General features: G+C 66.3%; 20 protein-coding genes and 1 riboswitch. Of the genes, 16 read left to right on the top strand and 4 right to left on the bottom strand.

All coding sequences use genetic code 11. The features are described 5' to 3' along the window. The first annotated feature begins 119 nt into the window (after nucleotides 1-119). The 8 genes from H7K34_RS05855 to H7K34_RS05820 are packed head-to-tail and all read left to right on the top strand — an operon-like array spanning nucleotide 120 to nucleotide 6,842. Entirely contained in the window at nucleotides 120-1,307 is a 1,188-nt protein-coding gene (locus H7K34_RS05855) for a cytochrome P450 (RefSeq protein ID WP_264060857.1), read from the top strand. 3 nt (nucleotides 1,308-1,310) lie between these two features. Next, nucleotides 1,311-2,516: an acyl-CoA dehydrogenase family protein gene (locus tag H7K34_RS05850; protein WP_264060853.1), complete on the top strand. Its 1,206-nt coding sequence runs from the start codon at nucleotides 1,311-1,313 to the stop codon at nucleotides 2,514-2,516. Further along, nucleotides 2,513-3,064: a MaoC family dehydratase gene (locus H7K34_RS05845; RefSeq protein ID WP_264060851.1), complete on the top strand. Its 552-nt coding sequence runs from the start codon at nucleotides 2,513-2,515 to the stop codon at nucleotides 3,062-3,064. Before H7K34_RS05850 ends, H7K34_RS05845 begins: the two co-directional genes overlap by 4 nt. After that, on the top strand, nucleotides 3,061-3,459 hold the full coding sequence (locus H7K34_RS05840; RefSeq protein ID WP_264060850.1) for a Zn-ribbon domain-containing OB-fold protein: 399 nt from the start codon (nucleotides 3,061-3,063) through the stop codon (nucleotides 3,457-3,459). Before H7K34_RS05845 ends, H7K34_RS05840 begins: the two co-directional genes overlap by 4 nt. A gap of 10 nt (nucleotides 3,460-3,469) precedes the next feature. After that, a complete protein-coding gene (locus tag H7K34_RS05835; RefSeq protein WP_264060848.1) occupies nucleotides 3,470-4,576 on the top strand; it encodes an acyl-CoA dehydrogenase family protein in 1,107 nt (368 codons plus the stop codon). After that, nucleotides 4,573-5,040: a MaoC family dehydratase gene (locus H7K34_RS05830; protein ID WP_264060846.1), complete on the top strand. Its 468-nt coding sequence runs from the start codon at nucleotides 4,573-4,575 to the stop codon at nucleotides 5,038-5,040. Before H7K34_RS05835 ends, H7K34_RS05830 begins: the two co-directional genes overlap by 4 nt. Further along, on the top strand, nucleotides 5,037-6,203 hold the full coding sequence (locus H7K34_RS05825) for a lipid-transfer protein (protein ID WP_264060845.1): 1,167 nt from the start codon (nucleotides 5,037-5,039) through the stop codon (nucleotides 6,201-6,203). Before H7K34_RS05830 ends, H7K34_RS05825 begins: the two co-directional genes overlap by 4 nt. 24 nt (nucleotides 6,204-6,227) lie before the next feature. Beyond that, nucleotides 6,228-6,842 carry a TetR/AcrR family transcriptional regulator gene (locus H7K34_RS05820; protein ID WP_264060843.1) on the top strand — a complete coding sequence of 205 codons (615 nt, stop codon included), beginning with the start codon at nucleotides 6,228-6,230 and terminating at the stop codon, nucleotides 6,840-6,842. Nucleotides 6,843-6,967: 125 nt separating this feature from the next. Here the strand turns inward: H7K34_RS05820 and H7K34_RS05815 are convergent, their stop codons facing one another. Together H7K34_RS05815 and pruA are read right to left on the bottom strand one after the other, a co-directional pair. After that, complete coding sequence (locus tag H7K34_RS05815; RefSeq protein ID WP_264060842.1) at nucleotides 6,968-7,930, bottom strand: proline dehydrogenase family protein; 963 nt, start codon at nucleotides 7,928-7,930, stop codon at nucleotides 6,968-6,970. Beyond that, nucleotides 7,930-9,561 (bottom strand): L-glutamate gamma-semialdehyde dehydrogenase, encoded by a 1,632-nt coding sequence (gene pruA / locus H7K34_RS05810; protein ID WP_264060840.1) that lies wholly within the window; start codon nucleotides 9,559-9,561, stop codon nucleotides 7,930-7,932. Before pruA ends, H7K34_RS05815 begins: the two co-directional genes overlap by 1 nt. Before the next feature lie 83 nt (nucleotides 9,562-9,644). On the opposite strand from pruA, the gene H7K34_RS05805 reads away from it, so the two are divergent. The 3 genes from H7K34_RS05805 (at nucleotide 9,645) to H7K34_RS05795 (ending at nucleotide 13,836) form a co-directional block, all read left to right on the top strand. Then, entirely contained in the window at nucleotides 9,645-11,243 is a 1,599-nt protein-coding gene (locus H7K34_RS05805) for a PucR family transcriptional regulator (RefSeq protein WP_264060839.1), read from the top strand. A gap of 41 nt (nucleotides 11,244-11,284) precedes the next feature. Then, nucleotides 11,285-11,465, top strand: a riboswitch (cobalamin riboswitch). A gap of 129 nt (nucleotides 11,466-11,594) precedes the next feature. Then, the gene (locus tag H7K34_RS05800) at nucleotides 11,595-13,235 is read left to right on the top strand and encodes a PPE family protein (RefSeq protein WP_264060838.1); all 1,641 of its coding nucleotides are present in this window, start codon (nucleotides 11,595-11,597) and stop codon (nucleotides 13,233-13,235) included. Between the two features lie 142 nt (nucleotides 13,236-13,377). Continuing rightward, on the top strand, nucleotides 13,378-13,836 hold the full coding sequence (locus tag H7K34_RS05795; protein WP_264060835.1) for a hypothetical protein: 459 nt from the start codon (nucleotides 13,378-13,380) through the stop codon (nucleotides 13,834-13,836). Nucleotides 13,837-13,893: 57 nt separating this feature from the next. On the opposite strand, the gene H7K34_RS05790 is transcribed toward H7K34_RS05795, so the two are convergent. Then, the gene (locus tag H7K34_RS05790) at nucleotides 13,894-14,733 is read right to left on the bottom strand and encodes an SDR family NAD(P)-dependent oxidoreductase (RefSeq protein ID WP_264060834.1); all 840 of its coding nucleotides are present in this window, start codon (nucleotides 14,731-14,733) and stop codon (nucleotides 13,894-13,896) included. 123 nt (nucleotides 14,734-14,856) lie between these two features. On the opposite strand from H7K34_RS05790, the gene stf0 reads away from it, so the two are divergent. From stf0 to H7K34_RS05765, 5 genes are all read left to right on the top strand, one after another. Further along, nucleotides 14,857-15,660, top strand: coding sequence for a trehalose 2-sulfotransferase (gene stf0 / locus H7K34_RS05785; RefSeq protein ID WP_264060833.1), 804 nt, complete (start codon nucleotides 14,857-14,859; stop codon nucleotides 15,658-15,660). Beyond that, nucleotides 15,657-16,571, top strand: coding sequence for a sulfate adenylyltransferase subunit CysD (gene cysD, locus H7K34_RS05780; protein ID WP_264060831.1), 915 nt, complete (start codon nucleotides 15,657-15,659; stop codon nucleotides 16,569-16,571). Before stf0 ends, cysD begins: the two co-directional genes overlap by 4 nt. Beyond that, complete coding sequence (cysC, locus tag H7K34_RS05775; protein WP_264060830.1) at nucleotides 16,571-18,490, top strand: adenylyl-sulfate kinase; 1,920 nt, start codon at nucleotides 16,571-16,573, stop codon at nucleotides 18,488-18,490. Before cysD ends, cysC begins: the two co-directional genes overlap by 1 nt. Before the next feature lie 176 nt (nucleotides 18,491-18,666). After that, nucleotides 18,667-19,785, top strand: coding sequence for a YeiH family protein (locus H7K34_RS05770; protein WP_264060828.1), 1,119 nt, complete (start codon nucleotides 18,667-18,669; stop codon nucleotides 19,783-19,785). A 133-nt stretch (nucleotides 19,786-19,918) separates the two neighbouring features. Continuing rightward, nucleotides 19,919-20,611, top strand: a complete 693-nt coding sequence (locus H7K34_RS05765) for a GAP family protein (protein ID WP_264060827.1) — start codon at nucleotides 19,919-19,921, stop codon at nucleotides 20,609-20,611. On the opposite strand, the gene H7K34_RS05760 is transcribed toward H7K34_RS05765, so the two are convergent. Then, nucleotides 20,608-21,873: an alpha/beta hydrolase gene (locus tag H7K34_RS05760; protein ID WP_264060826.1), complete on the bottom strand. Its 1,266-nt coding sequence runs from the start codon at nucleotides 21,871-21,873 to the stop codon at nucleotides 20,608-20,610. The genes H7K34_RS05765 and H7K34_RS05760 overlap by 4 nt on opposite strands. Nucleotides 21,874-21,897 lie beyond the last annotated feature (24 nt).

The raw sequence follows: 21,897 nt of genomic DNA, 5'->3' as shown, positions 1-21,897 counted from the left end.
GCTATTGCACCGCGTTGCGTGCGTATTGACAGGGTTGGGCAGCCCAGAGTAGACACGACCTCGCAGGACACATTAAGGCAATCTGTCGGATGGCGATCCTGCCGAAGCCCTAGGGAGGCATGGCCGTGCAGACCACCTTTGAACTGCACTCCCCCGACTTCTATGCGGGCGATCCCTACCCGGCGTACCGGGAACTGCGTGCGACGTCGCCGGTGTGCTGGAACGACGTCACCAACTTCTGGGCGCTGCTCAAGTACGAGGACATCCGCTTCGTGTCGAGTAACCCGGCCCTGTTCACCTCCACGCAGGGCGTCACCATCCCCGATCCGCATCTACCCAACCCGGTGCAGCAAGGCAGTCTCATCTTCACCGATCCGCCGCGCCACCGGCAGATGCGCAAGCTGATCAACTCGGGATTCACCAGGCGCCGGGTATCGGTGCTCGAGCCGAAGATCCGCGAGATCGTGGCGGGCATCCTCGACGGCATCGAGCCGGGTTCGGTGCACGAGTTCGCCGAACAGATCGCGGCTCCGCTGCCCACCCGCCTGATCGCCGAACTCATCGGCGCCCTGCCGGACGACTGGGAGCAATTCCGGGCCTGGTCGGATGCGGCCACCGGAACGGCCGATCCGGAGATCGAGCTCGACCCGTTGGTCGCGGCCGGGCAGCTCTACGAGTACTTCCAGCAGCTGATCGCCGCCCGGCGCATCCAACCACGCGACGACTTGCTGTCGGTGCTGGCCGGCGCCGAGATCGATGACCAGCGGCTCACCGACGAAGACCTGCTCAACTTCGCGTTCCTGCTGCTGGTCGCCGGAAACGAAACCACCCGCAATCTGATCGCGCTGGGCACGCTGGCGCTGATCGCACATCCCGACCAGCGCCGGTTACTCGTCGAGGACCCGGCGCTGATCCCACTCGCCGTCGAAGAGATGCTGCGGTGGAACAGTCCGATGGTCCACATGGCCCGCACCGCCACTGCCGACGTCGAGATTCGTGGTCGGCGGATCGCCGCAGGCGAGGTGGTGGTGATGTTGTACGGATCGGCCAACCGGGACGAGGACGTATTCGGTTCCGACTCAGAGGAATTCAAAGTGACCCGGCATCCGAATCCGCACATCGCGTTCGGCTGCGGCGAACATTCGTGCATCGGTGCGCAATTGGCGCGCCTGGAGGCGACGGTGATGTTCGACGAGTTGCTGCGGCGCTTCCCCGCCATCGAACTGGTGGGTGAGGTCGACCGAATGCGCGCCACGATGGTGCCCGGAGTGAAACGCATGCCGGTGCGGCTTGGGACGGGCGGCTGAGCGATGCAACTCGAGTACACCCCCGAGCAGGAGCAGTTGCGCACCGAGTTCCGCAGCAAGCTGGAACAGGTGATGACACCCGAGCGCACCGACGCGATCAAGGACCGCATCGAGGGCGGTCCCCAGGTGCGGGAGTGCGTCCGCGCTCTGGCCGCGGCCGACCTGCTCGGCGTCGGCTGGCCCAAAGAATATGGCGGACGGGGTTTCTCGGCGATCGAGCAATTCATCTTCTCCGAAGAGGCGCGCCGGGTCGACGCTCCGATCCCGCTGGTGACGCTCGGCACCGTCGGGCCGACCCTGATGCAGTGCGGCACCGAGGTGCAGAAGCAGAAGTTTCTGCCGTCAATTCTCGACGGCAGCGTCGAGTTCGCGATCGGCTATTCCGAGCCCGGCGCCGGAAGCGACCTGGCGTCGGTACGCACCACCGCGGTTCGCAACGGCGACGAGTACGTGATCAACGGGCAGAAGATGTTCACCAGCGGCGCCGCCTACGCCGACTACATCTGGCTCGCCGCACGTACCGATCCGAATGCCAAGAAGCACAAGGGGATTTCCATCCTCATCGTGCCCACCTCGTCGCCCGGCTTCTCTTGGCAGCCGCTGCACACCATGCCGGGCATCTCCACCTTCTACACGTTCTACGACGACGTGCGAGTCCCGGCGAGCGCCCTGGTGGGCGGCGAGAATCAGGGCTGGCAACTGATCACCACGCAGCTGAACTTCGAACGCGCGGCGCTGGGCAATCTCGGTGCGCTCGAGCCGCTGTTCGAAAAGACATTGGAGTGGGCACGTCGCACTCCGCTCGACGACGGGCGCGTCATCGACCAGCCGTGGGTTCAGCAGGTGCTGGCCCGGGTCGAGGCGCAGGTCGCCGCGTACAAGTTGATCAATCTGCGGGTCAATGCGGCGATGACCAAGGGCGTGCTCAATATGGGCGAAGCCTCGGCCGCGAAGGTGTTCGGGACCGAACTCACCCAGCAGGTCGCCCGTCAATTGCTGGAAGTGCTCGACCACAACGGATTACGCCGCGGCAACGATGCGCCACTGCGGGGGGCGTGCGAATCCGCGTACCGGTTCGCGGTCATCAATACGTTCGGCGGGGGCGCCAACGAAATTCAACGTGACATCATCGCCATGGCGGGATTGGGCATGCCACGGGCACCTCGTGACCTTCGGGCCACGGAAAAGTCAGGAGGATCCATCCAGTGACCGACCAAGATCCCGAGTTCCGCACCAAGTTGCGGTGGCTCGTCAACCAGCCCACCGGGGGCAGCGGAAAGCCAACCCTTGCACCGGATCCGGTGAATCAGCCGATGATCCGGCATTGGGCTTACGCGCTCGACGACATGAACCCGGTCTACCTCGACCCGGAGTTCGCGGCCGCGTCGCGGTTCGGCGGCATCGTGTCACCGCCGGTCATGCTTCAAACGTGGACGATGCCGTCACCTAAGCTGGAGGGCATCGGCGAGCGCGGCGGCGCCCCGATGGAGATCAAGGACAACCCCACGGCCTTCCTGGACGAAGCCGGCTACAGCAGCACGGTGGCGACCAACTCGGAGTTCGAGATCGAACGCTATCCCGCACTCGGCGACGTGATCAGCGCGACGTCGGTGTTCGAGGAAGTCTCCGACGAGAAGAAGACGGCGAAGGGATCCGGATTCTTCTTGACCTGGGTGATCACCTACACCGACCAGAACGGCGAAGTGCTGGGCCGCCAGCGATTCCGGGTGCTGCGCTTCAAGCCGGAGAACTCATGACCGCCAGACTGGCACCGGCGATCAGTCCGGACACCGAGTTCTTCTGGAACGGGCTGCGCGAGCACAAGCTGCTGATCCAGCGCTGCAAGGGGTGCGCAACGCTGCGCAATCCGGCGCGGCCGATGTGTCCGGGCTGCCGTTCCCTGGATTGGGAGCCCATCGAGTCCTGCGGCCGCGGCACCGTCTACAGCTACGTAATGCCGCACGAACCCAAGTTTCCGTTCTTCGAGTATCCCTACATCGTGGTGCTGGTGGAGCTTGCCGAGGGGGTGCGGTTGGTGTCGAACCTGTGCGAAATCGACCCGGCGGACGTCACGGTCGGGATGCCGGTCGAGGTTATTTACCAAGCCTTCGACAACGACCTTGTGCTGCATCAGTTCCGGCCGAGCAGCTAGGTAATGCCGCATGGACTTCACCTTCACCGAAGAGCAAGAGACCATCAGCAAGCTGGCCCGCGATCTCTTTGACCGCCGCGCCACCCCTGAGCGGCTCACCGAACTCGAAGCCGGCCAGACCCGTTACGACGCCGCACTCTGGAAAGAACTCGCGTCCGTCGACCTGCTCGGCACCGGGTTGCCGGAATCGTCGGGCGGCAATGGCGGCGGCTTCGTGGAACTCGGCGTGCTGCTGGCCGAGGTCGGATGGAGCGTCGCGCCGGTGCCGGCCTACGCGACCCTGGTGCTGGGCGCGGATCCCATTGCCCGGCACGGAACTCGCGAGCAGCAACAACGATTCCTGCCCGACGTCATCGCCGGAACCCGCATCCTGACCGCGGGGCTACAAGAACCCGGCCGCTCCAACCCGATGAGCCCCGTCACCAAGGCCCGCCGCGACGGCCAGAACTGGCGGCTCGAGGGGATCAAGGAACTGGTGCCGGCCGCCCAGCTCGCCGATACCGTCGTGGTGCCCGCCAGCACCGACGACGGCCAGGCGAGCCTGTTCCTGCTGCCATGTGACGCATCCGGTGTTGAGGTCCGGCCGGTGGCGACCACCAACCGCGAACCGCACGCCGACGTATTCCTCGATGGTGCAACTGTTTCCGCGGCCGACCGGCTCGACGGCGGAATAGAATCGCTCTACACCCGCGCGTTGGTCGGGCTGTGCGCGATCCAGCTCGGTGTGGCCGAGCGGGCTTTGCGATTCGCCGCGGAATACACCAGCGGACGTGAGCAATTCGGCCGTCCGATCGGCAGCTTCCAGGCCGTGCAACAGCGACTGGCCGACGCCTTCATCGACGTCGAAGCGATCCGATGGACCACCTGGCATGCGGCCTGGCTGATCGCCAACGGACGTCCCGCGCAGCGGGCTGCGCGCATCGCGAAGTTCTGGGCCGCCGACGCCGGCGCGCGCGTTGCCTCCACTACTCAACATGTGCACGGCGGGATCGGGATCGACGTCACCTATCCCCTGCACCGCTATTTCCTCTGGGCCAAGCACAACGAGCTCACTCAAGGCTGCGCCACCGCGCAGCTGGCCGCTATCGGCAGCACCTATCAAGAAGGAAACCGATGACGACGACCGCAAACCGCACCACCACCCTGAAGTGGGCCGACATCAATGTCGGTGACGAGGCCACCCCGCTCGAAATCCCGATCACCACAACGATGATCGTTGCCGGCGCGATCGCGTCGCGTGACTTCATGCCGGTGCACCACGATGTTGAATACGCCAAGAAGCAGGGATCGCCCAACCTGTTCATGAACATCCTGACCACCAACGGATATTGCGTGCGCTTCCTGACCGACTGGGCCGGCCCCGAAGCGATGGTCAAGAATCTCTCGATCCGGCTTGGCGTGCCGTGTTTTCCCGATGATCCGCTGCGCTTCACCGGGAGCGTGACCGGCAAGACCGAAGGGACGGGCGGCGAGAACTTCGTCGAGGTCACCTTCAGGGGCTCCAACAGCCTTGGCGACCATGTCTCGGGTACCGCGATCCTCAGCCTGCTCGACGGAGCCTTGGAAAGGGGTGGAGCGTGAGCGCCCTACCCGGCAGCTGCGCGATCGCCGGAATTGGTCAGACCGAGTTCTCCAAGGAATCCGGGCGCAGTGAACTGCAATTGGCGTGCGAAGCGGTCAGCGCCGCGCTCGACGATGCCGGCCTGGCCCCCAGTGACGTCGACGGCATGGTCACCTTCACGATGGACTCCAGCGACGAGATCGATATCGCCCGCAACGTGGGCATCGGCGATCTCAGCTTCTTCTCCCGGGTGCATCACGGCGGCGGCGCGGCGTCCGGCACGGTCGTGCACGCGGCCATGGCCGTCGCGAGTGGCGTCGCCGATGTGGTGGTGTGCTGGCGGGCCTTTAACGAACGCTCCGGGTTCCGGTTCGGCGGCAGCGGACGCACCAGTGCGGAGACCCCGTTGTTCATGGCGCACTACGCGCCATTCGGATTGCTCACTCCCGCAGCGTGGGTCGCGATGCACGCGCAGCGCTACATGTCGACCTATGGCGTCACCAACGAGGACTTCGGCCGCATCGCGGTCGTCGACCGCAAGCACGCCGCTACCAACCCCGACGCGTGGTTCTACCAGCGGCCGATCACGTTGGAAGACCATCAGAATTCCCGCTGGATCGTCGAACCCGTACTGCGACTGCTGGATTGCTGTCAGGAGAGCGACGGCGGAGTCGCGCTGGTGGTGACCAGCGCCGAACGCGCTCGCGACCTGAGGCAGCCGCCGGCGATCATCAGTGCGGCCGCCCAGGGCGCGGCGGCCAACGGCGAAATGATGACCAGCTATTACCGCAACGACATCACCGGGCTCCCGGAGATGGGCGTGGTCGCCGACCGGCTGTGGCGTGACTCCGGCCTCAAGCCCCAAGACATCCAAACCGCCTTCATCTATGACCATTTCACGCCTTTCGTATTCACCCAGCTCGAAGAACTCGGGTTCTGCGGACGTGGCGAAGCCAAAGACTTCGCCACCGTCGAACGGCTCTCGCTAGGCGGGGAATTCCCGATCAACACCAATGGCGGACTGCTCGGCGAGGCCTACATCCACGGGATGAACGGCATCACCGAAGGCGTGCGCCAGATTCGCGGAACGTCACATAACCAGGTCGACAATGTCGAACACGTGTTGGTCACCTCCGGAACCGGAGTGCCGACCAGTGGCCTGATTCTCGCGCCGGCCGGGTAAGCGCGTCGTAGAAGGGAGGACACCATGACGGCTTCCGAGTTGACTCACGCGGCCGATACCCGCGAGCTCATCGTCGAGTCCGCGTTCTGGTGTTTCGGCAAGCAGGGTTTGCAGAAGGCGACGATCGTCGACATCGCCAAGCGGGCCGGGGTGTCCCGCAGCACCATCTACGAGTACTTTTCCGACAAGGCCGCCATCGTCGAGGCGTGCGCCGAGCATGCGTCCGAGTGGTTCTATCGCGAGATGTCCATGGCGATGGATAGGGGCGGCACGCTTGAGGACAAGCTTTGTGCAGCAGCGGTATTCGTGATGCAGGCGCGACGGGTGATGGCCTCCGAGGAGTACTTCGACGAAGACGCGATCAGTCTGCTGCTGACCAAGGATGCGGCCGTACTGCTGCGCGAATGCGTGGACTTTCTGGCGCCCTATCTGTCCGCCGCGAAGCTGACCGGTGAGGTCCGCAAGGACCTGGACGTCGAAGCCGCGGGTGAATGGTTCGCGCGAATCCTGTTCTCGCTGTTCAGCACACCGTCGCCGATCCGGGACATGGACAACCCCGACGTCGTCACCGAATTCGTGTGCGCGCACGTGGTGCGCGGGTTCGCCAGCGAACGTCCGCGGCCGCGACGCGCTCAGTAGCGTTGGGCCGGTCGCCGTTCACCCGCCGCGTCCAGTGTGCGTTAACGGCTTTTAGTGTGCGTCTACGGCGGCGTCACGCCGACAACCGGCACCCTGAACGCACACTCAACGCCGACGGCGCACACTCAGTGGCCCGCCAGCGCCCGCAGGAAGAAGGTCAGGTTGGCGGGGCGTTCGGCCAGCCTGCGCATGAAGTATCCGTACCACTGCGTGCCGAAGGGCACATACGTCCGCACCTGATTGCCGGCGTCGGCCAGTCGGCGCTGTTCGTCGTCGCGGATGCCGTACAGCATCTGGTACTCGAAACCGTCAGTGCAGCGCCCTGATTGACTGACCATGGCCGGTACCGCCTCGATGATCGCGGGGTCGTGCGAGGCGATCATCGGATAACCCGTCCCTGCCATCAACGCCCGAAGGCAGGTCAGATACGACTCGGTGACCTCGTCGCGGTCCCGGTAGGCCACTGAGGCCGGCTCGTCGTACGCACCTTTGCACAGCCGGATCCGGGCTCCCGAGGCGGCGAATTCCTCGCAGTCGCCCAGCGTGCGCCTCAGATAGGCCTGCAAAACGGTTCCTAGCCAAGGAAATTCGGCCCGCAGATCGCGCACGATGGACAGCGTCGAATCGGTCGTGGTGTGGTTCTCGGCGTCCACCGTTACCCACACGCCGGCCCGCCCGGCGGCATCGCAGATGGACCACGCGTTTTCCCGGGCGATCTTCTCGCCGTCGCGCTCCAGCGATTGCCCCAGCGCCGACAACTTGACCGACACCTCCAGCGGCCGGACATCTCCGCCGACGGCATCGCCGAGACGGCCCAGGTTCTCGATCAGTTCCAGGTAGGTCTGCGCGGCAGCATCGGCGTCGTCGGCATCACAGACGTCCTCGCCCAGATAGTCCACGCTGACCAGGCGGCTCGACGCACGCAGGGCCACAACACTATTGAGCGCGCAGTCGATCGTTTCGCCCGGGACGAAGCGGCGCACCACCCTACGGGTGACCGGCAGCCCTTCGGCGGCGCGGCGCAATCCGTGGCGCCGGCTGGCGGCCATTATGGCCGGCCGAAGCGTGTTGGCGAACACGCCGGCCATCAGTCGGACCCCATGTGCGGATAGGTGTACCGCGCGGCCGGGACGAACGTCTCCTTGATGGTGCGTGCCGAGGTCCAGCGAAGCAGATTCAGCACCGAACCGGCCTTATCGTTGGTCCCCGAACCGCGGGAACCGCCGAACGGCTGGCGCCCGACGACCGCCCCGGTCGGCTTGTCGTTGACGTAGAAGTTCCCGGCCGCGAATCGCAACCGGTCCTGCGCGGTGAGTACGGCCCGGCGGTCGTCGGCGATCACCGCGCCGGTCAACGCGTAACGCGACCCGGTGTCGATCACGTCGAGGATGCGTTCGTAGGAATCGTCGGGGTAGACGTGCACCGACAGCAGCGGGCCGAAGTACTCGGTCGAGAAAGACTCGTCGGTAGGGTCGTCGGACAGCAGAACGGTTGGGCGGACGAAATAGCCGACGCTGTCGTCGTATTCGCCGCCGGCCGCGATGGTGACGCCGCGTGCGCCCTTGGCCCGCTCGATGGCGTGGACGTTCTTGGTGAACGCCCGGCGGTCGATCAGTGCGCCGCCGTAGTTGGTCAGGTCGGTGATGTCGCCGTAGCTCAGCGCGGCCGCCGCGCCCAGGAAGTCGTCACCCATGTGCTGCCAGACCGAATGCGGGATGAATGCCCGCGAAGCCGCCGAGCACTTCTGGCCCTGGTAGTCGAACGCCCCGCGAATCAGCGCCGTGCACAACACATCCGGGCGCGCCGAGGCGTGTGCGACCACGAAGTCCTTGCCACCGGTCTCGCCGACCAGCCGCGGATAGCTATGGTAGCGGCCGATGTTGGTGCCCACCTGCTGCCACAGATGCTGGAAGGTGGCCGTCGATCCGGTGAAGTGGATGCCGGCCAGCCGCGGATCGGCCAGTGCCACATCGGAAACCGCGAGGCCGTCGCCGGTGACCAGGTTAATCACGCCGGGCGGAAGGCCGGCGGCCTCGAGCAGCTGCAGGGTCAGGTATGCCGACAGGGTCTGGGTGATCGACGGCTTCCACACCACGGTGTTGCCCATCAGCGCGGGTGCCGTCGGCAGGTTGCCGGCGATCGAGGTGAAGTTGAACGGCGTGATCGCGTAGACGAAGCCGTCCAGCGGGCGGTACTCGCTGCGGTTCCATTCGCCCGGCCCGCTGACTGGCTGTTGCGCCATGATCTGACGGGCGAAGGCCACGTTGAACCGCCAGAAATCGATCTGCTCGCACGGGGAATCGATCTCGGCCTGGTAAACGGACTTGGACTGGCCGAGCATCGTCGCGGCGGCGATCTTCTCCCGCCACGGACCCGCCAGCAGGTCGGCGGCCCGCAGGAACACGGCGGCGCGCTCGTCGAAAGGCATTGCCGACCAGTCCTTCTTCGCGGCCATCGCGGCTTCGATGGCCGCGACCGCGTCGGCGTGCCCGGCGTTGGTCAGGGTGCCCAGCGTGGCGGCGTGCCGGTGCGGCTGGACGACATCGATGCGTTCACCGTCCCCCATTCGGTGCGAACCGGCGATGACATGCGGGAGGTCGATCGGATGATCCGCCAGCTCGGCCAGTTCGACGTGCAGGCGGGCGCGTTCGGGAGAGTGCGAGGCGTAGTCGTGGACCGGCTCGTTGACCGGTGTCGGCACCTGGGTGATCGCATCCATGCTGCCAGGATCCTCGGCACCGCCCCTCATACTGTTAGCTGATCGGATAAGATCATCCGGGCTTTGTAGTAGAATCGGACAACATGCGGGTGCCTGGGGTTGGACTGGGCCAGCTGCTGTTGGCGCTGGATGCGACGCTGGTCAGCCTGGTGGACGCCCCGCGCGGCCTGGACCTGCCGGTGGGGTCGGCGGCGCTGATCGATTCCGACGACGTCCGTCTGGGCCTGGCGGCGGCCGCCGGGTTGGCCGACGTGTTCTTTCTGCTCGGCGTCAGCGACGACGAGGCGCTGCGATGGATCGACAAGCAGGCTCGCGAGCGCGCCCCGGTGGCGATCTTCGCCAAGGAGCCGTCGACCGCACTGGTGATCAAGGCCGTCGCGGTGGGGTCGGCGGTGGTGGCCGTGGAACCGCAGGCCCGCTGGGAGCGGATCTATCAATTGGTCAACCACGTCTTGGAGCACCACGGCGATCGGGCCGATCCGATGGACGACTCCGGCACCGACCTGTTCGGCTTGGCGCAGTCACTGGCTGACCGCATCCACGGCATGGTCAGCATCGAAAACGCGCAGTCGCACGTGCTCGCCTACTCGGCCTCCAACGACGAGGCCGACGAGCTGCGCCGGCTGTCCATCCTGGGCCGGGCCGGGCCGCCCGAACATCTCGAGTGGATCGGCCAGTGGGGCATCTTCGACGCGCTGCGGGCCAGCGGCGAGGTGGTCCGCGTCGACGAACGTCCGGAGTTGCGCCTGCGGCCGAGGCTGGCGATCGGCATCTATCAGCCGCCGGCCGGGCCGCGGCGACCGCCGGTGTTCGCCGGCACTATCTGGGTGCAGCAGGGGTCGGCGCCGCTGGCCGACGACGCCGAGGAGATATTGCGCGGCGCGGCGGTGCTGGCCGCCCGGATCATGTTCCGGCTGGCGGCCCGGCCATCGACGCATGCGCGACGGGTGCAGCAACTGCTCGGCCTCACCGACGGCGAACCGGCCGACGTGGCGGGGATCGCCCGCGAACTGGGCCTGGCCACTGACGGTACCGCCGCGCTGATCGCCTGGGACGCGAAGGACGCCGGTCCCCGTCACCCGCGGCTGACCGACGTTTTAGCGTTGAGCGCCAGCGCTTTTCGCCGAGACTCCCAGGTAGCCTCGGATGGCGCGCGCATCTATGTGTTGCTGCCCCAGACCTCGGCGGCCCGGTCGGTCACCTCGTGGGTCCGCGGCACGATCAACGCATTGCGCACCGAACTCGGAGTTGAGCTGCGGGCCGCCATCGCCGCGCCGGTCGCCGGTTTGGCCGGCGTTGCCGCGGCGCGCAGCGAGGTCGATCGCGTGCTCGATAGCGCTGAGCGACACCCGATTTCGATCGGACAAGTGACCTCGCTGGCCGAGGCACGCACTACCGTCCTGCTCGACGAGATCGTCACGTTGGTCGGATCCGACGAGCGGTTGGTCGATCCCCGGATACGCGACCTGCGGACCCGCGACCCGGTGCTGGCCGAGACTCTTCGGGTCTACCTGGATAGCTTCGGCGACTTCGCGGCGGCCGCGCAGTGGCTGCAGGTCCATCCCAACACGGTTCGCTATCGCGTGCGCCGGATCGAGAAGCGGCTGTCGACCTCACTGGGTGATCCCGAGGTGCGGCTGCTGTTTTCCCTGGGGCTGCGGCTGCTGGAACGCTCGGCGTGATCCGCGCTTCCTCTCGCCCGATTCGGCCCTCGTTCGCTTGGGCGCAACGGATGCGACAATGTCACCCGTAAGGTGATGACGATGTAGGAAGCCGGTGCGAATCCGGCGCGGTCCCGCCACTGTCATCGGGGAGCGACCCTCAACTGCCACGACCAGCAGGCCGGAAGGCGAGGCGAGCAGCGATCCGAGAGCCAGGACACTCGCGTCATTGCGTCCTGCTACCCGGGGCGGAGTACCCCGAGAGAGCTGTCAAACGTAGATGTCACGTTCTGCATGGGTGGACTTTGTCGTCCCCACCCGCCATTTGATCATTCCCGCAAGGGTTTTCGTTATAACGCAGGGCGCCGACCGATGACCGCGCCGATCTGGATGGCCGAACCTCCGGAGGTGCATTCGGCGCTGCTCAGCAGCGGGCCAGGGCCCGGCCCCTTGCTGGCCGTCGCGTTGACGTGGGGCGCATTGAGCGTCGAATATGCGCAGACGGCGGCCGAGCTGACCGCACTGTTGGGCGCTGTGCAGGCCGGAACCTGGGACGGCCCGACGGCCGCGACATACGTGGACGCGCACGCACCCTATCTGGCCTGGTTGGAACAGGCCAGCGCCGTCAGCGCGGCAATCGCGGCCGAGCACGAACTCACGGCCACCGCCTACACGGCGGCATTGGCGACGATGCCGTCCCTGCCGGAGCTGGCCGCCAACCACGCGACCCACGGCGCCCTGACGGCAACCAACTTCTTCGGCCTCAACACCATTCCGATCGCGCTGAACGAAGCCGACTATGCGCGCATGTGGGTCCAGGCCGCCACCGTAATGAGCACCTACCAGGGTGTTGCGACAGCAGCGGTGGCCGCCGCACCGGAAATCGAACCGGCGCCACAGGTCATGGCGGCCGACACGCCGGCGGCCGCGTCGTCCCTACCGCCCAATCGGCAGAGCCAGATCCTGGAATGGTTGGACCGGATCGGGTTCGGCGACTTCTACAGGAAGTTCATCCAGCCGCTCATAGATTTGCTGAAGGACAACCCGTTCTTTCGGGCCCTGTTCTCCGGATTCAACCCGTGGCGGCCCGTCCTCGGCAATCCGCTGAGCTTCCTCAGCCCTTTCAACATCGCGTTTGCGCTCGGCTATCCGATGGATTTCGGATCGTACTTCGCCTTTCTGGCGCAGACCTTTTCGTTCATCGCGGCCGACCTGGCGGCGGCGTTCGCGTCGGGCAATCCGGCGACCATCTTCTGGACTCTGTTGTTCGCCGCCATCGAAGCCATCGGCACGATCATCACCGACACCATCGCATTGCTCAAGACGTTGCTCGAACAGACGCTGGTGCTGATCCCGATCATCCTGCCGCTCCTGACTGTGTCCATGGTGCCGTTGGCGCTCCCCGCGCTGGCGGGCGGCTTGGCGGCCTTGACGGGTTTGGCAGGGCTGCCCGCCATCCCGGTGGTGCCGATCGTCGTGGCCCCCGCATTCGTCCCGGCGGCACTGGCACCCACCCCGCCTCCGCCGCCGGCTCCGGCTCCGGCCCCCGCGTCCGCCCCAGCTCCGGCGCCTGCGGCGGCCCCCGCGCCCCCGACCCCGGGCGCCCCGCCATCGGCACCACCCGTCACCACCATCGAAGGGCTGTCCTACCTGCTCGGTGGCCTGACCGCGGACGCCAAGCGGGCGGCAACCGCCGACGCCAGTGCGAGGAAGGCGGCCAAGCCGGGCATCGTGGCGGCAGTTGTGGTGGCACAGCCCGACGAACGGACTCCGGATCGGCGCCGTCGCCGGGCGAAGGCCAAACAACTCGGCCGCGGCTATGAATACCTGGACCTGGAGTCAGGGCCGTCGCCGGTGGCTGCGGATCGCGCCCTCCGGAACCCGGGCTTCTCCGGCACCAGGCCCACCGAGACCGCCACGGCGCCAGCCGGATTAACGGTGCTGGAAGACGATGCGTTCGGCGGCGGCCCGCGCATGCCGATGATGCCGGGCACGTGGGACCCCGACTCCTAGAACCGCACCGGCCGTCGGGCGCCCGTCGATTGCCATAACTCGTCGGATACCGGGTCTTGACCTGCGCTTTGCGGAGTGCGATTGTCCAACATTGACGGTAATGAAGAGTCGGCTGTGGGGGGCCTGGCTAAAAGGGGGGATCATGAGCCGTTCCATCATTGTGGGCATCTGCACGGCGATCACGAATGTATCTGCAGCCGTTGCCATTACGGCAGCAATACCCACCGAAGCGCCGGTGAACGCAGCGCCGGGTACGCCGATGTCGCTCAACCGGTTTGCGACCGATCTGCCCACCGGTCCAGACGACCCCCGATGCCTGCAGAATCCCGGGTACGCCGCGTGTATGGGCGGTCCGTATTGGGTGGGGCCACCCGCACCTCCCGCACCGCCCGGACCTCCCACCGGCCCACTGGATCCGCAATGCATGTCCATGCCCGCGGATGCGGCGTGCGTGGGAAGCCCGTACCTTCCGCCGCCACCCATCGCTGCGCCGCCGCCACCGCCGGTAGTCGAGCCGCCACTAGAACCCATCGCGCCGCCACCGATCGCACCGCCGATGGAACCGATTGCCCCTCCCCCGGAATCGCCGGGGCACATCTAGTTTTGGCCAATCCCCAAGTGCACGTGGCGTTTTCGCTGTGGCCCGGAAGTACGTCGCTCAGGACGCGTCACGCGACATGTCGCGTAGGCGCTCGAGCGTGAGTAGCGACATGCGCGTCGACAGGGCCGGCAACAGCCGGTCCAGATACCACAACGCCCGCCACCAGGCGGGCAGAATGATGATCGCGTCGCCGCGTAACACGGCGCGAAGCGCGCGCTCGGCGAACTTATCGGGCGCCATCGGCCGGGCCAGCTCCCAGAATTTGAGGAGTTCCTCGTCGCTGACACCGTGATACCGCCCGTACTGGCCGCCGGTGAGGATCGGAGTCCGAATCGCGCCCGGACACAGCACCGACACCCGCACGCCGTGGCGGGCAGCCTCCACCCGCAGCGCCTTCGAAAGCCCGACGACGGCGTGTTTGGTCGCGGTGTAGCTTCCGGTGCCGGGAGCGGCGAGCAGACCGGCCATCGAGGCGGTGTTCACGATATGGCCCGAGCGCTGCCGGATCATTACCGGATACACCGCTTGGATGCCATAGGCGACGCCGCGCAGGTTGACGTCGAAAACGTCGTTCCAGTCATCCAGGGTGTACGAGTCGATCTCACCGCCAACGCCGATGCCGGCGTTGTTGAACAGGTAGTCGATCTGCCCGGATTCCCGCGCCGCCTCCGCCACGGCGCGTTCGAACGCCGGGTAACTGCGGACATCGAGCTCGATCGCGTGCGCCTTGCCGCCGTCCCGGCGCAGGACCTGCGCCAACTCCTGCGCCGCGCCCAGCTGGCGATCGGCGATCCACACCTCCGCGCCCCCGTCGACCAACTTGGTGGCCAGCGCGGCGCCGATGCCGGAGGCGCCGCCGGTGACGAACGCGATCTTCCCGGACACGCTCGATGCCATTGCGCCAGGATAGTGCTCCCCAGCAAACTTCACGAGCACCAGGCGAATTCGGTTTGTAGTTATGCTCAGCGTGAACGTAAATCTGCGTGTTGCAGCGGATTTCCCTCCGGCTAGGCTTTGCTGGTGGCAGTGAATTCGTCGTCATATTTGGTGCTGGCATCCCAGCGCAGCGGTAGCACGCTGCTCGTCGAATCGCTGCGCGCGACCGGCGTGGCCGGCGAGCCGCAGGAATTCTTTCAGTATCTGCCCACCACCAGCCAGGCACCGCAGCCGCGCGAGTGGTTTGACGGCCTGCAGGACGAGTCGGTGCTGCGGTTGCTCGATCCGCTAGATGTCGGAAAGCCGGACCTCGCGCCGCCGGAGATCTGGCGAGACTACATCCGCACCGTCGGCAGGACACCGAACGGCATCTGGGGCGGCAAGCTGATGTGGAATCAGACGCCGCTGCTGCTGGAGCGCGCCGGCGGGCTGCCGAATCGGTCGGGCGACGGCCTGCTGTCCGCGATCCGCGACGTCGTCGGCGAGGAGCCACTGCTGGTCTACGTCTATCGGCCCGATGTGGTCTCGCAGGCGGTCTCGTTCTGGCGCGCGGTGCAGACCCGGGTCTGGCGCGGGCGGCCCGACCCGGTCCGCGATGCGCGTGCCACCTATCACGCGGGAGCCATCGCGCACGTCATCACCATGCTGCGTGCCCAGGAACAAGGCTGGCGAAACTGGTTTGCCGAAGAGGACGTAAAGCCGATGGAGATTCCGTATCCGGTGTTGTGGCGCAACCTGACTCAGGTGGTGGGCACCATCCTCGAAGCACTCGGCCTCGACCCGCAGCTGGCGCCCCAACCGGTGCTCGAGCGTCAAGCCGACCAGCGTTCCGATGACTGGGTGGACCGCTACCGGACCGAGGCGCAACGAGAGGGGCTACCGACATGACCACCACGACCGAAACCCGGGTCGACGAATTGCGGGTGCTGGAAGCAGAAGCGGTACACATCATCCGCGAGGTCGTCGCCGAACTCGAGCGGCCCGTCCTGTTGTTCTCGGCCGGCAAGGACTCGATCGTGCTACTCCGATTGGCGGAGAAGGCTTTTCGACCACTACCGCTGCCGTTTCCGGTGATGCATGTCGACACTGGTCACAACTTCGACGAGGTCATCGAGTTTCGTGACCGCCGGGTCACCGGCGAAGGACACAAGCTGATCGTCGCGTCGGTTCAGGAGTCCATCGACAATGGCCGGGTCCCCGATCCCGGACCTGGCGCCTCGCGCAACCGGGCACAGACACGCACCCTGCTCGACGCGCTGGAGGCCGGTGAATTCGACGCCGCCTTCGGCGGTGCCCGCCGCGACGAGGAGCGGGCCCGCGCCAAAGAACGCATCCTCAGCTTCCGCGATGAATTCGGTCAGTGGGATCCCCGCGCGCAGCGCCCAGAGCCCTGGTCGCTGTACAACGGCCGGATCAAGAAGGGCGAACAGGTGCGGGTGTTCCCGCTGAGCAACTGGACCGAACTGGACGTCTGGCGCTACATCGAGTTGGAAGACCTTGAGATACCGTCGATTTACTACGCCCACGAGCGCGAGGTGTTCGAGCGCGACGGCATCCTGCTGGCGGTGTCGGAGTACGCCAACCCGGTCGACGACGAATCGGCCGCCTTGGAATGGGTGCGCTACCGCACGGTCGGTGACCTGACCATTACCGGGGCGGTGCGTTCGCGGGCGACCGACATCGCCCGGGTGATCACCGAGATCTCGGCCGCGACAGTGTCAGAGCGTGGCGAAACGCGGGCCGACGACCGCACGTCGGCCGCCGCGATGGAAGACCGCAAGCGAGAGGGCTACTTCTGATGACAGCCACCGAGAATGCCTCAAAGACCTTGCCCGCCAAGGGCATCACGCGTCAGCTGCTGCGCATCGCCACCGCGGGGTCGGTCGACGACGGCAAGAGCACCCTGATCGGGAGGCTGCTGCACGACACCGACAGCTTGCCGCTGGATCACCTGGAAGCCGTGACCGACGAGGAGGGCATCGCCGATCTCGCGGCCCTGTCGGACGGCCTGCGCGCCGAGCGTGAACAGGGCATCACGATCGACGTCGCATACCGGTTCTTCTCCACCGCCGCCCGCAGCTACATCCTGGCCGATACTCCCGGCCACGAGCGCTACACCCGCAACATGTTCACCGGCGCCTCCAACGCCCACGTGGCCATCCTGCTGGTCGACGCGCGCGCCGGGGTGCTGCGGCAAACCCGCCGCCACGCCCGTATCGCAAAGTTATTAGGCATCAAGCACTTTGTCGCGACGGTCAACAAGATCGACCTGATCGACTTCGACCAGGCCGGGTTCGCCGACGTAGCGGACCAGCTGCGGCAGTTGGCGGCGCGCCTGGGCGAGGTGGACATCACCGTGATCCCGCTCGCGGCCAAGCACGGCGACAACGTCGTGCACCGCTCCGATCGCACGCCGTGGTACCGCGGCCCGACCCTGCTGGAGTATCTGGAGAGCATCGAACTGGCCGCGCCGAACGCCGAGCCGTCGCGACTGCGCCTGCCGGTGCAATGGGTGTCGCGTCCGACCGCCGACGTGCGACGGCGCTACACCGGGCGGCTGGCGGCGGGCACGCTGTCCGTGGGGGACCCGGTGATCTCGTTGCCCGCCGGCACCCGCTCGACGGTGACCGCGCTGGACACCCTCGACGACGAGCGCACCACAGGTGTTGCACCGCTGTCGGTTTCGATAGAGCTGTCCGACGACATCGACGTGGGCCGCGGTGACGTCCTGGTCAGCGGCGCCGACGACGCCGTCCTGCCGGTGGCCGCCCGGGAACTGGACGCGACCGTGTGCTGGTTCGTCGACACCCCACTGCGGGCCGGCGACCGGCTGGCGCTCAAACAAACCAGCAAGACCGTGCGGGCCACCGTGCAAGAACTGCAATCGCGGCTGGACCCCGAGACGCTCGACGAGCTCGATCAGCCAGTTGAGCTGGTACTCAACGACATCGGCACCGTGACCCTGCGGACCAGCTCAGTCGTCATCGCCGACAGCTACACCGACAATCGCGACAGTGGCGCATTCATCCTGATCGACGAGACCACCAACGACACCGTCGGCGCCGGCACCATCATCGAGGCTCGAGAGGTCAAGCCGGGCAGCCACCCGCGCACCGACATCCGCTGGCATCCCTCGGCGCTCGACCGCAGCCATCGTTGGCATGCCACCGGACAGGCCGGGGCGACGATCTGGTTCACCGGCCTGCCCGCATCCGGCAAGTCGACCGTCGCGGTCGCCGTGGAGCGGGCACTCGTCGAATCCGGGCGAGTGGCCTATCTGCTGGACGGCGACAACCTGCGCCATGGCCTGTCGGACGATTTGGGCTTCTCCCCCGGTGACCGAACCGAAAACATCAGGCGCGTTGGCCATTTGACTCGACTGCTGGCCGACGCGGGCGTGGTCGCGTTGGCCTCGCTGGTGTCACCGCTGAAGTCGGACCGCGAGACCGCCCGGGCACTCAACGACGCCGCCAAGCTTCCGTTCATCGAGGTGCACGTCGCCACCTCACTGGCCGAGTGCGAAAAGCGTGACCCCAAAGGCCTTTACGCACGGGCGCGCAGGGGGGAGCTCAAGGGCCTGACCGGTGTCGACGCGCCTTACGAACCGCCGGAAAGCCCGGACCTGGTGCTCGACACCTCCGGCGCCGACATCGACGATCTGGCCGCCGCGGTCATCGCGTTACTCGACGAGCGCAGCCCACAACGGCCCGCTAGCTAGATTCAGCGCGATCCAATCACTTGGCCTGCGGCGCCGCTCAGGCAAACATGCGTGCGTGAGTGATTGGCGCGAGCGGGTCGGCTCGATATCGGTGGACTGGTGGGCGACGCTTGTCGCCGGTGTGGTCGCCGCTTTGGCGGTGGCCAGTGCGCTCCCGAAGATTCCGTGGTGATCGCATGAGCACCACTGGAATCCAGCCGCATGAAGCGCTGGACGAACCGACTTTTACCAGCAGGCAACCACTGGACTACGTGCCGGGTGTTTTGCTGCTGATCGCCGTAGGCCTGCTGGGCAAATACGCCCAGGTCTGGTCGAACACGCTGGCCAAACACGAACACTGGCGGGTGCCCGACATCGAATACGTGTTGTGGGCCATCGTGATTGGGCTGCTGATCACCAACACGGTCGACCTGCACCCGATATTTCGGCCAGGCGTACAGACCTACGAATTCTGGCTGAAGATCGGCATCGTGGTGCTGGGCGCGCGTTTCGTGGTCGGCGATATCGCGAAACTCGGTGCGATCAGCCTGGTCCAGATCCTGGTGGACATGACGGTCGCGGGAACCGTGATCATCGTCGTTGCGCGGGCTTTCGGGTTATCCGGCAAGCTTGGCTCGCTGCTGGCGATAGGCACCTCGGTTTGCGGTGTGTCGGCGATCGTGGCTGCCAAGGGCGCGATCCGGGCCCGCAACTCCGATGTCAGCTACGCGATCGCGGCCATCCTGGCGTTGGGCGCGGTGTCGCTGTTCGTACTGCCACCGCTGGGACATGCGATAGGGCTGACCGATCACGAATTCGGGCTGTGGGCAGGTCTTTCCGTGGACAACACCGCCGAGACCACCGCCACCGGTTACCTGTATTCCGAGCATGCCGGCAAGATCGCGGTGCTGGTCAAGTCGACCCGCAATGCGCTGATCGGATTTGTCGTCCTGGGTTTCGCGCTGTATTGGGCCGCGCGCGGACAGGCCGATGAGATCGCCCCCGGCGCAACAGCCAAGGCGGCGTTCATCTGGCAGAAGTTCCCGAAGTTCGTGCTCGGCTTCCTGGCGGTGTCGGCGATCGCGACCGCAGGCGGGCTGACGCTGGGGCAGACCGCAAACCTGGCGAACGTGTCGAAGTGGGCGTTTCTGCTCACCTTCGCCGGCGTCGGACTCAACACCGATTTCCGCCAGATCGCACGCACCGGATGGCGCCCACTCGTCGTGGCTGTGATAGGACTCACAGTCGTCGCGACGGTCTCGCTGGGCATCGTCACGCTGACGTCGCGCGTATTCCATTGGGGTGTAAGCATCTAGCGGGAGCATCTCGCGAGGCGCAACGCGCCGGCCTGCAGGGCAGACGGTAACGTGACGCTCATGCAGAACTCGTCCGTCGCTATCCTGCTGAGCGAATTCACCCGGTCGGACGCCTAGGCAGCCGAACCCTGACATGTGGATCACCCTGCTGGTAATGGCCTTCGCGATGAGCGTCGAGCCGTTCCGGATCGGCATGACGGTGCTGATGCTGAACCGGCCAAGACCGATGCTGCAATTGTTCGCGTTCTTGTGCGGCGGCTTCGCGATGGGCATGAGCGTGGGCCTGTCCGTCGTGTTCGGACTTCAACGCAGGCTGCTTAGCTCGTCGCACATCACGTTGCCGAAACTTCAGATACTGATCGGCGGGACGGCGATGCTCGTCGCCCTGGCCCTGAGCGCACAGGTCGTGCTCAGGGACAAGGTCGGGCGCTTCAAACCCCGAGCGACCGACGAGTTCGACGTCCGCGACCATCACGGCTTGGGTCGGTTTTCCCGACGGCTACTGCACGGCCGTTCACTGTGGGTGGCCGGGGTGGCCGGGCTTGGGATCGCGCTCCCATCGGTGGATTATCTGGCGGCGCTGGCCGCGATCGTGGCCTCCGGGACCGCCGCCATGACACAGTTCAGCGCGCTGCTGATGTTTCATGTGGTGGCGTTCGCGCTCGTGGAGATCCCGTTGCTGGCCTACCTGCTGGCCCCCCAGCAGACGCGCGCCTGGATGGTCGCACTGCAAATCTGGATCCGGTCGCGCCGGCGCGTCGAAGTCGCCAGCCTGCTGGCCGCGGCGGGCTGTGTGCTGGTGTTCATCGGCATGCGAAGTCTTTAAGCGCCCGCCGACGCCGTTGAACTCTGCCGGTCGCGGCGCACATACATTTCGGCGAGGAACTGCTCGACTGCCACCGCGGCGTGCGCCGCGCGGGCCGAGCCGAAAATATCGAACGCGTGCTGCGCCCACGGCAACTCGGCGTAGACCACCGGCTCGCGGCTGACCTCGCGAAGCCGGGCCGTGAAGCTACGGGCCTGGTCGATGGGGACCAATGAGTCGTTGATGCCGTGCAGCACGAAAAACGGTGGGGCATCCTGATGCACGTGGGCGATCGGCGAAGCCAACCGGAACGGCTCGGCGATATCCGTGCGGCTGAGCTTGAACACGTTCTTGGCCACCATCGCCGCCATCATCGGATGTATCGCGTCGCCGGTCGCGGTGAAGTCGTAGACGCCGTAGAACGGCACCGCCACATCCACCCGGGTGTCGGCGTCTTCAAAGCCAGGCTGGAACCGCGGGTCATTTCCGGTGAGCGCGGCCAGCGCGGTCAGGTGTCCGCCGGCCGAACCCCCGGTGACCGCAATCCAGTCCGGGTCGCCGCCGTAGCCGGCGATGTGCTCCTTCGTCCACGCGATCGCGCGCTTGACATCGACGATCTGGTCGGGCCAGGTGGAGCGCGGGCTGAGTCGGTAGTTGATTGCCACGCAGATCCAGCCCAATTCGGCCAAATGGCTCATCAACGGATGTGCCTGTCCGCGTTTGTTTCCCGTCATCCAGGCACCGCCGGGGATCTGCAGCAACACCGGGGCGCGCCCGTTGCGGTCGAGGTCGGGCCGTCGCCAGATGTCGAGATGGTTGCGCGATCCGCACTCGCCGTAGCTGATATCGCCGTCGTGCGTGTAGTCGCGGTAGATCCGTAGCATCCGGGCGGCGCCGGGCCTCTTCGCCGTCGCGCCGCCGGGCGCGGGCCGCTCCCACAGATCACCCGACTCGGTGCGGCGGTCGGTACCCAGTCCGGCGTCCAGCGCGGCGGTCAGCGGCTCGTTGGCTTGCTGCCCCAGATGACGCAACCCGAGAAGGCCAACGGCCGACACCGCCGACAGCAACCAGCTCAATCGCAGTGTGCGCGCGGGCAACCGGCGCGACAGCGCAGCCAGCGTGGTGAACTGGACACCGAGCATCGGCAGCGGTAACTCGGAGGCGAATACGCCGTAGGCGAACGCGAAAACGGAACCGTACCCGCCCTTGCTCAACGGCCGATATCCGTTGGCGGTGAATGCGACACTCACTATCGACGCCAATATGGCTCGCAGTCGTTTCACTGTCGTCCTTTCCGTGCAACGCCG

Origin of the sequence: Mycobacterium montefiorense, assembly GCF_025823255.1 — a bacterium.
Taxonomy (GTDB): Bacteria; Actinomycetota; Actinomycetes; order Mycobacteriales; family Mycobacteriaceae; genus Mycobacterium; species Mycobacterium montefiorense.
This window is presented reverse-complemented; position numbering and strand designations above follow the sequence as displayed.